The sequence below is a fragment of the Streptomyces sp. NPDC015032 genome, assembly GCF_043080425.1.
Lineage (GTDB): Bacteria > Actinomycetota > Actinomycetes > Streptomycetales > Streptomycetaceae > Streptomyces.
Genome location: NZ_JBIBVN010000079.1, coordinates 1 through 13,672 on the forward strand (window position 1 = coordinate 1; position 13,672 = coordinate 13,672).

Annotated in this window: 14 protein-coding genes and 2 pseudogenes; 6 read left to right on the forward strand and 10 right to left on the reverse strand. The window is 68.5% G+C overall.

What is annotated here, in order from left to right; all coding sequences use genetic code 11:
• Positions 1-187 precede the first annotated feature (187 nt).
• On the reverse strand, positions 188-823 hold the full coding sequence (locus ACF08M_RS40645; protein WP_392190345.1) for a hypothetical protein: 636 nt from the start codon (positions 821-823) through the stop codon (positions 188-190).
• A gap of 231 nt (positions 824-1,054) precedes the next feature.
• Here ACF08M_RS40645 and ACF08M_RS40650 point away from each other — a divergent pair, with 231 nt between their 5' ends.
• Positions 1,055-2,305, forward strand: coding sequence for a transcriptional regulator (locus ACF08M_RS40650; protein ID WP_392190346.1), 1,251 nt, complete (start codon positions 1,055-1,057; stop codon positions 2,303-2,305).
• Between the two features lie 34 nt (positions 2,306-2,339).
• On the opposite strand, the gene ACF08M_RS40655 is transcribed toward ACF08M_RS40650, so the two are convergent.
• Positions 2,340-2,981, reverse strand: coding sequence for a hypothetical protein (locus ACF08M_RS40655; protein ID WP_392190347.1), 642 nt, complete (start codon positions 2,979-2,981; stop codon positions 2,340-2,342).
• Positions 2,982-3,025: 44 nt separating this feature from the next.
• Between ACF08M_RS40655 and ACF08M_RS40660 the strand changes: the two genes are divergently transcribed.
• The gene (locus ACF08M_RS40660) at positions 3,026-3,454 is read left to right on the forward strand and encodes an NUDIX domain-containing protein (protein ID WP_392190348.1); all 429 of its coding nucleotides are present in this window, start codon (positions 3,026-3,028) and stop codon (positions 3,452-3,454) included.
• Here the strand turns inward: ACF08M_RS40660 and ACF08M_RS40665 are convergent.
• Complete coding sequence (locus tag ACF08M_RS40665) at positions 3,449-4,036, reverse strand: hypothetical protein (protein WP_392190349.1); 588 nt, start codon at positions 4,034-4,036, stop codon at positions 3,449-3,451. The two genes, ACF08M_RS40660 and ACF08M_RS40665, sit on opposite strands and share 6 nt — an antisense overlap.
• 207 nt (positions 4,037-4,243) lie before the next feature.
• Between ACF08M_RS40665 and ACF08M_RS40670 the strand changes: the two genes are divergently transcribed.
• Positions 4,244-5,467: a PP2C family protein-serine/threonine phosphatase gene (locus tag ACF08M_RS40670; protein ID WP_392190358.1), complete on the forward strand. Its 1,224-nt coding sequence runs from the start codon at positions 4,244-4,246 to the stop codon at positions 5,465-5,467.
• Positions 5,468-5,896: 429 nt separating this feature from the next.
• On the opposite strand, the gene ACF08M_RS40675 is transcribed toward ACF08M_RS40670, so the two are convergent.
• The 3 genes from ACF08M_RS40675 to ACF08M_RS40685 form a co-directional block, all read right to left on the reverse strand.
• The gene (locus ACF08M_RS40675; RefSeq protein ID WP_392190350.1) at positions 5,897-7,786 is read right to left on the reverse strand and encodes a DUF4157 domain-containing protein; all 1,890 of its coding nucleotides are present in this window, start codon (positions 7,784-7,786) and stop codon (positions 5,897-5,899) included.
• Between the two features lie 386 nt (positions 7,787-8,172).
• The gene (locus tag ACF08M_RS40680) at positions 8,173-8,628 is read right to left on the reverse strand and encodes a DUF6119 family protein (RefSeq protein WP_392190351.1); all 456 of its coding nucleotides are present in this window, start codon (positions 8,626-8,628) and stop codon (positions 8,173-8,175) included.
• A 237-nt stretch (positions 8,629-8,865) separates the two neighbouring features.
• Positions 8,866-9,279, reverse strand: coding sequence for a hypothetical protein (locus ACF08M_RS40685; RefSeq protein ID WP_392190352.1), 414 nt, complete (start codon positions 9,277-9,279; stop codon positions 8,866-8,868).
• Positions 9,280-9,994: 715 nt separating this feature from the next.
• Here ACF08M_RS40685 and ACF08M_RS40690 point away from each other — a divergent pair.
• Both ACF08M_RS40690 and ACF08M_RS40695 read left to right on the forward strand, forming a co-directional pair.
• Entirely contained in the window at positions 9,995-10,336 is a 342-nt protein-coding gene (locus tag ACF08M_RS40690; protein WP_392190353.1) for a hypothetical protein, read from the forward strand.
• 97 nt (positions 10,337-10,433) lie between these two features.
• Positions 10,434-10,865, forward strand: coding sequence for a hypothetical protein (locus ACF08M_RS40695; protein ID WP_392190354.1), 432 nt, complete (start codon positions 10,434-10,436; stop codon positions 10,863-10,865).
• 263 nt (positions 10,866-11,128) lie between these two features.
• Here the strand turns inward: ACF08M_RS40695 and ACF08M_RS40700 are convergent, their stop codons facing one another.
• From ACF08M_RS40700 to ACF08M_RS40715, 4 genes and pseudogenes are all read right to left on the reverse strand, one after another.
• Positions 11,129-11,494 carry a hypothetical protein gene (locus tag ACF08M_RS40700; protein ID WP_392190355.1) on the reverse strand — a complete coding sequence of 122 codons (366 nt, stop codon included), beginning with the start codon at positions 11,492-11,494 and terminating at the stop codon, positions 11,129-11,131.
• 95 nt (positions 11,495-11,589) lie between these two features.
• Positions 11,590-12,252: a hypothetical protein gene (locus tag ACF08M_RS40705; protein ID WP_392190356.1), complete on the reverse strand. Its 663-nt coding sequence runs from the start codon at positions 12,250-12,252 to the stop codon at positions 11,590-11,592.
• A gap of 97 nt (positions 12,253-12,349) precedes the next feature.
• Entirely contained in the window at positions 12,350-12,838 is a 489-nt protein-coding gene (locus ACF08M_RS40710) for a hypothetical protein (RefSeq protein ID WP_392190357.1), read from the reverse strand.
• 388 nt (positions 12,839-13,226) lie between these two features.
• Positions 13,227-13,462: pseudogene (locus ACF08M_RS40715) on the reverse strand (polymorphic toxin-type HINT domain-containing protein); the annotation flags it as partial.
• 6 nt (positions 13,463-13,468) lie between these two features.
• On the opposite strand from ACF08M_RS40715, the pseudogene ACF08M_RS40720 reads away from it, so the two are divergent.
• Positions 13,469-13,672: pseudogene (locus tag ACF08M_RS40720) on the forward strand (hypothetical protein); the annotation flags it as partial.

Below are 13,672 nucleotides of genomic sequence, written 5' to 3' on the forward strand. Positions count from 1 at the left end.
GTCCACCACGGCCTGACCCCAGGCCCGAAGCGCAAGCCCATCACGCCCCGACGACGCCATCAGACACTCAACCACCCAACAACGTGACAGCGCCCGGCGATCTCCTCCCAGAGTCCGGGCTCGACCACGTCCTCGGGAACGACCGCCCGGCCTTCCGCCAGCCAGAGCTGACGCGCGGTCATGGCCATCACAGGTCCATGAACGACATCGTCACCAGCAGGCCCGTCGACTTCATCGGCCGGCGCCAGTGCGGGACGTGGTACCCGGCGAATGCCCGGACGCTGCCGTCGCCGTACGGGTGGGCCAGGGTGGTGAAGCCTTCGCCCTCGGGGAAGATGCCATGCTCGGTGACCACTTCCCCGAGGCGGTCGGGGAAGGCGCCCAGCAGCTTTGGGGCCCACCCCATCGGGGGCAGGTCCTCGGTCAGCGCGACCGCGACGGTCACGGTGGACTTCACCGAGTCCGTGTGCAGGCCCTGGAAGTCGCCCTCACGGTAGAGGACGACGGCGCCCCCGCGGGGGATCAGCCGGGGAATGCCGGTGGCCTCGCGCAGGGCCATCAGGAGGGCCTTGTCGTAGGCCAGGGCCTCCAGCGCCGGGCCGGGCGGGATGAAGCCGCAGTGGACCGGGGAGGCGAAGCTGCCGTCGCGGTGTGCGGCCGTGTGCTCGTGGACGTGGGGCGCAAACAGGCCGACCCTGCCGTGTGCCTCCTCGGCCAGGGCCTTGAAGCGGTCCGGCTCAAGGACACCGGGAACAACAGCTGTCCCCGTCTCCTCCCACGCGGTGCGAGCCGGCAGACGTTCCACGGGTGCTTCGGTGTCCATGATCCCCTCCAGGTGGTCTCTCTGTCCGGGTGGCGCCGCGCGGCCGGTGGAACCTCGGCCCGCCCACCGCTGCTGTGCCGGGGGCGAGCCGAGGGGTCAGCGGCGTTCACCCATTGAACTGCCGGGGAACACAAGGAATGAGGGGCCAGGAAGGGGTGCGTTCTCTGGCGGGGGGCCGCTCCAGGGGGCCAGGATGAGGTCCTCACCCGACGGCGACGGAGGGAAAGTGTCATGGTGGCCCCGGACGGCATCGGCGACTTACTGCGATCGATCCGTGAAGACGCCGGACGCACCCGCGATGAACAGGCCCAGGTCGTTCAACAGGCCCAGGACGGCCGTTGGTTTGACTGGGAGAACATCAAACGGTGGGAGACGGAGAAGCGGTTACCGGTCCCGGACTGGCACGAGACGATCGCCCGCGCATACGGGCTGAGCGTCGCGGTCGTGCAGCGGGCAGTCGCCGCATCGCGACAGCACCGACGCAGCCAGCGCAGGGAGAAAGAGGACGTGAAGCGACGTAGGTTCTTCGGGGTGGCGGCATTTGCGGCAGGTGCGACGGTACTACCTGGCATCGCACAGGCCCGTGAGGGCATCGACGGGGCCCTCGCCGAGTCCGGTCCCGGTGACCTGGCCTACCTGGAGTCGGCATTCGAGCGGCACCGGGGCGGCTACCACGGCCGGGCGCCCCACGATGTCCTGGCCGAGATGCAGGCGGATCTCAACCTCCTCGGGCAGGTTCCCAACCAGCCCCACCCGGCCAGCGGACGCGCTGATCTCGCCCGCACCGCCGCGGGAATCGCCGGTCTGGTCGCCATCGTTCAGCACGACCGGGGCGACAAGCAGGACGCCTTCCGCTGGTTCACGACGGCGGAGAAGGCGGCCCGGGAATCCGGTGACCGCAGGATGACCGCCTGGGTGCTGGCACGGCACGCGATGGTGCCGCTGAACTACGGCGCCCCCGAAGTGGCCGTACGCATCGCCGCCCGAGCCCGCAGAGCAGCCGGCCGGACGCCCACAGCGGCCGGAGCGCTGGCAGCGGCCGTAACTGCCCGCTCGCTCGCTGCCATCGACGACCACCAGGGCGCCAGGATGGCGGTCACGGACGCACAGACCCTGGCCGAACGCCTCGACGGGCACGAAGCAGCCGACACCTGGTTCGGCTACCCGGCCCAGAAGCACTTCGTCCACCTCTCCCAGGCATACACCCTCCTCGGGGACACCGGGGCTGCCTACTCGGCCCAGGACGACGCCCTCGGCCTCACCGATTCCCCTTCAGTGATGACCCGGGCCCTGATCGCGATGGACACCGCCACCTGCCTGCGTCTCGACGGCGACCCTTCAGCGGCGGCCGAGATGGCGGCCGGGATCTTCGACCGCCTCCCAGGCCCCTACCGCGACGGCCTGATCCGCTCCAGGGCCGAAGTCCTCCATCAAGCCCTCGGCGGCCGCCCCCGAGACCTCCTCGGCCAGGTTCTCGCCTGACAAGGATTCCGCGAGAACTGACCTTGATGCCGCATCACCGGCACAGGTGAAACTCCGTCATGACTTGACGCCCCAACTGCGCTGATCGCCTGGCTCTTTCTCGAGGTTCTGGCTCAACTTCCGTGCAAGGGCGACTCTGAGTGACGGTTGGCGGCTGCTGGGTGGCGCGAGAAGCAGACCGAAAATAGATCATGATCATCGTGGTGGGGCTGACAGTCTCGCCCGTGAGAGAAGTTGTGCTCCGGTTGCAGGAGCTGTTGTTCCCGTGGTCGATGTTGTCGGAGAAGAGCAGACAGACGTCTGCGCTGCGTAGGTGCTGGGAGCCGTTGAGCGCGGAAGTGATGTCGGCGTAGCGGCCGCGCTGGGCGATGAAGTCCACCCGCAGGTCCTCGGTGGGCGAGGGGAAGCTGACGGGCTGCTGGGCGAGTTCCTGGTAGCGGGCCAGTGCGCCGGGGGTGAGGGTCTGGCGGGCCCAGTCGATGAACGGCGTGTAGCAGGGGTGGTGGACCACGACGGCGTGCCGGATGCCGGTGGCGGCGGCTTCGGTCAGGACGTGGAGGAGGCCGGGGCGTCCCCCGACCGGGCGGAATTCCTTGGGGAGGAATCGCGACCAGCCGTTGACGCGGGTCCCCAGTCCTCCGGCCGCGATCACCACTCCTGCGGGTTTGGTCGTCACTGATCCGCCCTCCGGCCGATGTCAGCCGGCGCTAGCGTTGCGGGATGCATACGCGCGTGACAGGCGTCATCACCGAGGACGACGCGATCCTGCTGTTGGACCAGGACACCGAAGGGGCACGGTCGTGGTCCCTGCCCGGAGGCAAAGTCGAGGACGGCGAGACCCTTGAGGAGGCTCTGGTCCGGGAGATGAGGGAAGAGACAGGCGCCGAGGTCGAGGTCGGTCGCCTGCTGTACGTGTGTGACGTCACGTCGGCTCATGTTGTCCACATCACCTTCGAGGCCCGCCGGGTCGGCGGGCAGGTCGGAGTCGTTACGGAGGGCGCGGATACGCGGCCGATCCGGCAGGTGACGTTCATGCCGCTCGACCGCCTGCAGAAGCTGGGATTCAGCGAGACGTTCACGAAACTGTGCCGGGAGGGCTTCCCCGGGGCCGGCTCCTACATGGGACCGAAGTCCGCGATCGGGCTATGACCCGGTCAGCACGCTGATCAGGAGGCGGTCCAGCTCGCCCACGGGGCGGGCGGGGCCGTCGAGGGCGTCGATCCACCCGTTGAGACGATGCGCAAGTTCCCACGCGCCGAGCCCGGTGGCCGCCGAGGTCCGGTCGTCGCGCACGGGGCGGATGCCGACCTCGCGTGAGGAGCCCAGCAGGTAGCGGGAGCGCACCGCCCCGATCGCGTCCTGGGTGCCCGGCGTGTTCCACGCTGCCCCGAACAGATGCCGCTGAGCGGGCGCGTCCGGGGCAAGTACAGGGCCGTCGCCGCACCAGATCTGGACGTTGCCCACCAGGTGGTGCACGTCGGCCGATGAACGCCCGGGCTCCAGCACCGGACAGGTATCGCCCACCGCGTAGTCGCAGTTGTAGGCACGTGCGCCGACGGTGGCCTCGGCTGCCTCGGCCCGGGTGGGCAGGCGCGCTCCGAGCCAGGCCGACACGGTGGCCGCCCCGAGCCACGTGACCCAGGATGCCGGGTGCGTCTCGTAGCCCGGCCTCACCCGCCACTGCCGGGTGCGCGTGTCGCAGTGCAGCCGCCCGCCGCGCTCGTGCGGCATCGGTGCCTGTTTCTGAGTCGTTCATGACATGACGACCCGTGGTGTTTCGGTGTTTGCCCAGCTCAGAATTCGAACGGAGGGGTTTGGCGAGGTCGGCTGGTCCGTGTCCGGACGGGTCGTAGATTTCTGCGACACAGGTGTGCCGCCCTCTCTGGAGCCACGCTGGTACATATCGTGACGATCGATACAGCGTCGTTGACAGGTGGCATCGTGAACACACATGGGATCGACTACGAGGCCGTCTTCCAGGCGCTGCCGAGCGCAGTGGCCCTGTTCACCACAGACCTGGTGTACGTCGACGTCAATGAGGCGTTCCTGAGCAGCATGGGGCGTACCCGTGACCAGGTGGTGGGCCGCTACCTGTCTGACGCCTTTCCCGACGACCCCAAGGACTCCGCAGTGACCGGCATGCGCAAGCTGCAGGCATCGCTGCGGTGGGTGGCTGCCACCGGGCAGCGCGATGCCATGACGCTTCACCGCTATGACGTGGAGTACCCGGACCGGCCCGGGGTGTGGGAGGAGCGGTATTGGAGTCCGGTCAACGTCCCCGTCTTCGGCCCGGACGGGCGGGTGGCGCTGCTGCTGCACCGGGAGGAGGACATCACCGAGCTCATCCGTGGCCAAGGCGGCAAAGACCGGGCGACAGTGCTGGAAGCCGAGCTGTACACCCGGGCCCGGGAGCTGCAGGAGGTCAACGAGCGGCTGCGTGAGGCGCACGCCCGCGAACGCGAGGTCGCCCTGAGCCTGCAGGAGGCGATGCTGCCCGCCCTTGTGCCTTTGAGACATCACCGCGCAGCGGTGCGCTACCGCCCCGCGGCCGGGGTGCTGAACGTGTGCGGGGACTGGTACGAACTCGTCGAACTGCCTGACGGCCGTATCGCGGTGGCCGTCGGCGACGTCGTCGGCCAGGGGCTGGCCGCCGCCGGCGTCATGGGCCAGCTGCGAAGCGCCCTCACTGCGGCTTCCCTCGTCACCGACGGCCCGGCCCCCGCCCTGGACACTCTCGGTCTGTACGCCCGATTGGTCGACGGTGCGGAGTCGGCCACCGCCGTTCTGTGCGTCGTCGACGCCACCAACCGCACCATCGCCTACAGCAACGCCGGCCATCCTCCGCCGGCCCTGCTGTACCCCGACGGCACCGTGGACTTCCTCGACCAGGCCACCGACCCCCCGCTCGGCGCCCGCCCCGAACACACCCCCCGCCCCCAGGCCGAGGCCGTGTTCGCCGAGGGGGCCACCCTTGTGCTGTATACCGACGGGCTGATCGAACGCCGCCATGAGGACATCGATGTCGGCCTGACCCGGCTTGCCGCCTCTCTCGCCCGCCACCGGGGCACCGACCCCGACACGCTCGCCGACACAATCCTGGCCGACCTGACCCCACCTGCCGGCGGCTCGGACGACACCGCCCTGGTCGTCCTTCGCCTGTGACGGAGGCGGCCGCCACGGCGCTCAGTGAGCGGGTACACGCAGCTCTGGCGGCATGAGCCGCCCGCATCACCGTCGACGACCACGTCCGTCTCTGTGATCCGGCTTCTCGGGCAGCTCGGGAGGCGTGAACGCCTGGCGGTGGGCCGGGATGTCGATGAGATGGACGGGACTCTGCGGCGTCGGCCGGAGCCGATCTGCAACCAGCAGTCGGCCCTGCCACCGCGTTCACCACTTCCTGGTGAGCCCGTCGAGGGGATCCCCGTGGACGCGCTGGAAATGGCGCTGTGGCGGCAGAAGATCAAAAAGACTTTTTGCGGCCGGGGCGTCACTTCTGGGCAGGGTGCCCAGAAGCGACGCCCCGGCGCAGGAACCTCTCCGCCGCCGGCGCGCACCGGAGCCCGGGCCCATCGGTGGCCCGTGGGGCGGTCCTCAGGGGTGGTGCGCCACGTACTGCTTGTCGAGAAGCGCGAGATGGCCGCCCATCGACTTGTTCGGGTTAAGTGCGTTGACCTTGAAGACGTCCGAGAAGGGCCTCCCGTTCTGTGTCCACTCCAGCCGGTAGTCGATCCCCGAACAGACGTGGTAGCTGCCGGTCACCATCTTGGCCGTCGCCGTGACCTTCACCTCGCTGATGCCCGCCTGAAGGATCATCTTCTTGACCAGTGTCTCCAGGACGAGGTGGTGCCCGTTGGCGGCGGCGAGCCCGGCCGCCAGGTTCTCCGGCGCGTTGGGCTGTTTGCCGTCGTGGCCGCCCATCGTGAACGCGATCAGGTGCAGCCACTGCCAGTCGCCGTCGGCCATGCCGCTCTCCTTGGCGGCCTTGGACGCCGAAACCCCCTTCATCGCACCGTTCTGGTCGGGCTTGTGGCCGTCGCGCCTGCCGCCGCCCCAGGTGCTGAGCACCTTCTGGTCGACCGTGACGGGGCCGGCCGTCTTGGTGGCCTGTGTCACCGGCATCAGCCCTCCGAGTGCCGCGATGGGCGCCGGGGCCGATGCGGGCGGCAGGGCGAGATCGGGTATCTCGGCGGGCATGTCCTTGGCATAGGTGATCATGCGGTGCGCGGTGCCGTCGGGGGAGTCGAAGGCGTAGGTGGCGCCGCGCGTCATCGCCGTGCCGTTGCCGAGGAGGACCTGGTCGGGTGTGGCGGAGCCGGGAGCCGGTTTCAGGGCGGGGGACTCGTAGAAGGGCAGTTCGTTGAGCGCCTTCGAGGATGCCGCCTGCTTGCCGGGGGACAGCGGGGGCTTCACCATCAGCCACTGCTTGTCGCTCTTGGAGTGCATCAGGCCACCGCCGTCCGCGAGCCGGGTACGCGCGCTCAGGTAGGCGTGTACCGCCTCGACCTCCGCCCGGACCTTCGACCAGGACTTCCGGTCCCAGCGCCATTCGGGGTCCTCCTTGGGACCGGGGTCCTCCGTGTAGAGGCGGTTCAGGCTCTCCGTGCCGATCTGGCTCAGCCTCTTGGGCCGGCCGCCGTCCTCCGGGCCGCCCGCGATCGGTGCGGCCCACACCGTCGCCGTCAGGTATTTACCCATGAGGCTCAGGTTGCTGGGCTTCTGCTCGGAGAGAGTCTTGGCCACCGCCGCGCGGTGGTCCGCGTCGGCCGTGGACGGATGGTCGACGTCCATCTCGGAACCGCTGCTGGACTGGCTCGCCATCTCGGTGTCACTCGTGCGTTGCACGGGTGTGTCCGGGCCTGCCCCGCCGGGCACCGGCGTGTCCCGGTCCCGGAGCCGCCGGACCGGGGCCGGGCCGCCGAGTACCCGCCTCACATTGGCCTCCGCTTCCCGCTCGAAGCGGTCCGACGGGTCCGAGACGCTCAGTCCCGCACCGTTGTCGGTGCCCAGGACAGGGCCCTGCCGCTGCTGGATGACATGGGTCAGCTCGTGGGCCAGGGTGTGCCGGTCGCCCCCGCCGTCACCGATGACGACATGGCTGCCGGAGGTGTAGGCGCGGGCACCCACCTCGGCGGCCGAGACCCTGGCGGCGGCGTCCGTGTGGATGCGCACATCGGAGAAGTCGGCGCCGAGCCGGGACTCCATGTCGGTGCGGGTGGCCTCGTCCAGCGGGCGGCCTTCGGACCGCAGGACGGCGTGGACAGCGGAACGCTGCACGGCGGACGGGCGGGGGTCGCCTCCGCCGTGCGGTCGGTCCGCCCTGGCCTCGGGATGCCCGGCCTGGCGGAGCATCTGGACCACGACCGCGTTGCCGACCTCGCTCTGCAGGGCGAGGAGCCGCCCGCCGGGCCACTTCGGTCCGGTGGCCGGCCCGCAGACCGGAACGTCGGCCGAATCCGTCCTGACATTCTCGTGCTTGCGCAAGGCCGCCTCTTCCGGTGCGAGAACTCCAACTCCCCCTGTGTACACGGCTATGGGGCATGCCGCCAGGTACCCGAGGACAGCACGCACCGGCCCAGCGGGCAGAGCGCGGCGCACCGGCGGGTACGAGGACACCGGCCCGATCGCCGCCGCCGCGCGATCCCGGGCGCAGCCGTCCGGATCGGTGCCGAGCCCCACCCGGCCGGGCGGAGTGCGTGCGGGCGGCAGCCGCACCGGCCGGGTGTTCCGCGCCCGTAGGGTCTGTCGCGTTGGTGGAAGGGTTCTGGTGGGGCCGCGACGCCGGGTGACCTGGGGCCAGGACCCTGCTTCCTTGAGCAAGTACGCCCGGTGCAGTAGCGGGTGAGCCTTGGCGATGAAGAGCAGCTGGGCTACTCGTCGACCCGGCCTCTGCCGTCCATGATCTGGTTGCGGATTTTTATGACTCCGTCGTCGTTGAGACAGCGGGTCGCGAACTCCAGTCCGAACTCGTCGTCACGGAAGTAGGGGTCCAGCATGTGCTGCCCTACCCCGTAGCTCAGCGCGTAGGTGCCACGGCCGGTGCGCATGATGATGAGTCCCGCCGCGGCGCGGCTGTGTTCGTTGACGTCCAGTCCGGTGATGGATTCCACCGCGCTGCACCAGTCGGCGCGCTCTCGGGGAACACCTCCGGTGATCAGCAGGCCTTCCAGCCCCGGGCGGGTGAACTCCCTGGCCTGGTAGTCCTCATCGTCGAGGTATCTCTCGCGGACGAACGTGCGCAGTTCCGGGGCAGTGCCCTCGGGGGGCTTGAGCCGGTGGAGGGTGGACTTACGGGCGGCGGATCGAGGTGTGCGGGTACTGGCCAAGACTGCCTCCGCGCGCACGAAGCGGTTGAAGACACGACGAAAGCAGACAGGGTTCCGTCTTCACCACCGGACAGATCTATCCGGCTCAGGGGAATGCCGGACGGCGGAATCTGCACTGCCACCCCCCTGCGTCACCGGACCAGCCTGGACCATCTGCCGGGGAAATTCCCCTCTCATACCGCTGTCGAGGAAAGGGGCCCGTTGTCTTCGGCCACTCGGTATTCGGGCCGGGGCGGTTCACGGTGTCCAGGAGATTCCCTGCCCGCGACCGCGGATCGCGCGCCACTGCGGCACCGGGACCCGGCTTTCTGCCGCGCGGAGCCATCGGCCGTGGAGGGCATGGTGAATGACGTCGTCGAGAACGTGCCAGTCGGCTTGGTGCCCGCAGCGGCCGCACGTATTCGGGTTGAAGCTGCGCCCCCGCTGCCAGGCGGGCCGGTCGTGCAGTTGCGCGGCCAGGTCCATGGTGTCGCCGGTGGGGTCGGCCAGGATCCGGCGTGCCACATCGACGGCTTCGGGAAAGTCGGTCGTGGTGAACTCGCTGCCGTCTGGCCGGTGCGAAGGCAGCAGACCGAACACCCATCGCAAGGGCATCGAGCACTGCCGGCACGGCATGTCGCATGCGAACACGTCCACCCGCAGCGTACTCACCCGGCACCGCCTCCTCCCCCCTCACCTTGGCACACTCCGGTCCACGTTCTGCGGGCGGACCTGAAGCTTCCCCGGCATGGGTGCTGCGTCACCGGCGGGTGGGCAGGGCGGAGCGGTCCTGGACGGTGATAGACCCACATCACCCACATCGACGACGGTTGTCGTCGGCGGAGACGGAGTCGAGACGGACGGTGTGGGCGAGGGAGTCCGGGTGCTTCCGGTGGTGGCCGGGTGTCTGGTGGTGGGTGTCGGGTGGTGGGGTGTGGTGGCTCCGGCCGGGCCGGGGCGCGTGGGCGTCCTGGCCCGGCCGGGGCGGTGGTCTGTGTGCCGGGCGGTGCTGGTTGCGGTGTGGGTTATGCGCGGGCGTCGTCGACCTGGTTGACGCTGGAACACGAACTACCCCCATTGACGCAGCAGACCCCGGCCCTGGCTCCCCGCAGGGACGTGGAGCGCAGTGCCCTCATCCTGCACCAGGGCTCGGACATCCGGCCCGCAGTCTGCTGGGCTGCCCAACTGAGCGTCATGCGGAGGCCGAAGTAACAGCCCTGTCCGCGGCGCACGGAGGCTGAAGAGCACACGGCGTCTCCGAGGCGGTGAAGAAGGACCGTTATGCCTTCTTCACCGGTTTCTACGCCGACTTCTTCCCGGCCGCGGCCTGGACGGGGCGCCCGAGGACGGGGTGATGCCCCTGCTGCCGCCGGGAGGCCCTGATCCGATGCCCCCGTTGGACCAGGCGGCCCTGGCCGACGCCCAGGCCGCCACCGCGGTGCTCGTGCGCCAGGGCAAGGTTGCCGAACCGGTGGGCGCGATGGTCATCCCCGCTCAGCGTGGCGGGGTGCTGTTCGCAGTCGGGGGCCGGGACGGCGAGCTGTACGTCAACGGACGCGCACTCACCCAGGGCTGGGCGGATCATCTGCGGACGATGGTGCCGGAGCTGGCTTCGGACATCATCCGGCTCCAGGCCATGCGCGCGGAGTGGCTGGACGCTCCGCCCGAAGACCGCACGCTGGCGCTGGCCGGCGGCTGCACCGACTCGAACTGTCTCACCCCGCACTGACCTGCCCCGTCCGGGCCTCGGCGGCGCTGTTCACCCGTACGGGCGACGGACACCACCGGGGCCCGGACGCCCCGCGGCAGGCCATAGGCTCGGCGCCGTGGCAGACATCAAGAACACCCAGGGCTTCAAGGCCCTCCTCGCGCAGACCGAGGCCGAACTGCTCACCCGCGGCCTGGACGTCGTCCCCGTAGGGGTGCGCAACGTGCTCGCCCACGCGGTCAACACCGTCGCCGAGCGCATGGATATCCAGCCCCGCTCTGCCCTGCGCTACATCGACCCCGCGGTCATCGCCGACCAGATCGCCGAGGCCGGTGCCGAGTCCACCGACGGCGCCGAAGGGGCCCACGGCATCCGCCCCTTCCGACTGGACAACCGCACGGTGCCCACCGACCGGTGCGTCACCGGACGCCCCCTGATGGCCCTGGCCCAGGCCGCCAAGTACGCCACCGCCAACGGCGACTCGCGCACCGCACAACACGCCATCGACCTGTCTCGTCCAGCAGGGAGAGCGTGGGCAGGCCGCCGGTGACGGCGTGCTCGCCCTTGCCCTGCTCCTTCGCCCACTCATCGAGACTTCGCCCGGCGTCGATCGGCGCCTACTCGCCCGCGCGGAGCAGCTTGCCCTTGGGGATCTCCCCGTCGTTCTGGAGCTTCTCCCTCGACATCTGGATGGCCAGCACGCCCATGTCGCGGCCGAGGTTCCAGTCGCCGTAGATTATCGCCGCGTCCGTACGGTGCGCGAGCAGGCAGGCCGCCGTGGACCACTCGGCCGTTGACCACGCGTTGATTGGTTCAGATCGGCGTTGGTTCGGCGGCGTAACTGTCGATCCACCCGTAGGTGTTTTTGTGCGCTCCGCTCAGGACCTTCACGTAGTCCCATTGTCCCTTGCCACAGGAGGACCGGAACTTCGTCCCTTTCGACAGCAGGCCCTTGGAGTAATATCGCGTGCTGGGACCGTTCCGTAGGTTTACTGAGCCGACCGTGGTTTTCCAGGTGCCTGGGGTGACCTCGACAGTGCACGCCGACCGTCCCACTGCACTCGCAGTCGGCGCTAGGGCCACCACCCCACCGACGAGAACAGCAACCCCGATGGCCGCAGTCATTCCTCGTTTGAACATGACCGGCATTCTGCTGTTGCCCTCCGCATTGATTTTCATGTCATACAGGATCTCAAGTCGCGTCGGGTCCGTGAACCGGTGAACTGGCCATCCGCCCTCCGATCGGCTACTGGCGCACGCCCGTCGGGGTGCCGTTAACGAGTGGCGAACCAGGTGACAAGTAACCCGCCAGGAGCTTTCAGATCGAAGGTCGGCCCCCCTCGCCGGGACGTGGCGAAGCGGTGTGTGCTGGTGTTCAGGCCGCGGCTGGCTCTGGTTCCGGCTCGGGGTCGGTGGGGGCGGGGACCGATCTCGCGGTCGGTGGCCCTCTCGCCCTTCTTGCGCGGAACCTGCACCCGATGCCGCGGCCGCATCCGGTAGCCGGTCAACTCCTCGCCGCGAGCCTCCTCAGGCAGGTCCCACGACTCCGCCACCTCATAGAGCTGGGCCATCACGGACGAGGAAACCGTCTTCGCCGTGATGCCATACAGCAGGAACTGCCGTACCCCCGTGAGCACGTTCCGGATCCGGGCCGGCTCGCGTACGGCCTCAGCCCCCGGTCCCGGATACACCAGCCCGTTCCCCACGGGACGCTCGATGCCCGTAACTGCCTTCGAGCCGAACTTCAGCCAGACGATGAACAGCCCCAGCTCTTCGGCTGCCACCCGCCAGTTCCGGCCTGTCCGTGTGCACCACCGCAGGTACAGCGCGATGTGCCCGGCGTACGTACGAGTGGTCAACTCGGCCTGGTCTCTGCCGAATCGCACGTACCGCAGGAAGGCGTCTGCCTCCGGGACCACGGCCAGGTCGTCGTCCACCACCGCCTCCCAGCAGTCCCTGACTTTGCGCTAACCCCACCCCTTCCCCTCCAGATGCTTCAATTCTAGTAATGCAGATTTGATTTGGACTTCGAGCTCACGCGGATACGTACCTAAAACTAGTCCCTGCCCCGACCACACCCAGCCCCATACTCCAAAGCGACTTATCTGACTCCTCACGGCGCGCGAATGCCTGGAAGTTGACGAGTGCTGGATCTGGAATGAACTGAGCGACGCTGGCAAGGATTTGATCCAAACTGCTTTCGATCACTGCGGCACTGTGGTTCACGGCCGCGAGAACAATGAGGTTGTCGCGGGAATCTTCGAGATTCCCGTCTGCCATCCCCATCGCCACAAGCGCGCGACCGAGTGGCGCCTCGGATCCGGTACGGACTCCGACGGCAGCCATGCGCTCACCGTATGCGCTGAGCACTCCGGCTACGCGCGTGCTTACCCTGCCCAGGATCTCCTGTCTGGACGATGGCGCCGCCTGCATGTACCCGACCACTACCGACTCGACGATCTCGTCGAGTTCGTGCGGCAGCTTGATCCTCAGGTAGCCGTTGAAGCGCTTCCCCTCGAGCATTGACGGTGCCGTCGCTTGTGTCCTCTTCTGGGGGTCATCCGGCTGACGGGACAAGGTGCGAACCTCTCCAGGAGTATCCGGCTTGGAGGAGCTGCTGGATTTCACGTGCGAACACACTGGGTTCCTGTCGTGCGACATTCCAGTAGTTCCCTGCCGTCGGTGATCCGACGTAGACAGTGCCGCGTTGGTCAATGATGGTTTGGATCCAAGCATCATTCTTCCTGATCGACCACGGGTCGGCGACGAGCTTTGAGTACCCGGGCCAGCTCCCACCGACAGTCGTGTCAGGAAGTCGTCCGAATACCGGTGTGCCTTGGCTTGGGTGCCATCCTTCGCCTGGGCGGAGAACACTTGTGTCCGCGTTCCGGGGGGCCCATTGATAGCCCCCGCCGCAGTTGTGCACCAGCACCGAAGTGCCACCTACGAATACATAGTAGGTGTGCAGGTCATCGACGGTGAGGTTGTGGACCGCAGCCTGCTCGGTGCGGCGGTCGACAGCGGTGATCTGGACTCGGGTGCCAGCGCCGGTCTGAAGCCACTGGCCAGGCTTCAGACCGGCGCTGGCAGCCACTCGCGCAGTTCAGGAACCCAGAAGGGGTGGCCGTCGGTGGCGGTTAGTACTGCAACCGCATGTGGCGTGACGGGCCGTCGTCTTGGTCGTTGGGCTGGCTGTGTGATGAATCGCTGACGGTCGCGCAGATCAAGGACTGGTCGGATGGGATAGCTGGGCTTCATGCCTGGTTTGCGGGACGTTTTGGCCGGTCGGAGCCACGTGAGCGGGCGTTGGACTACCTGTCCACGTTGCTTGCGCCGCTGGAAAGGAAGAATGGGTGG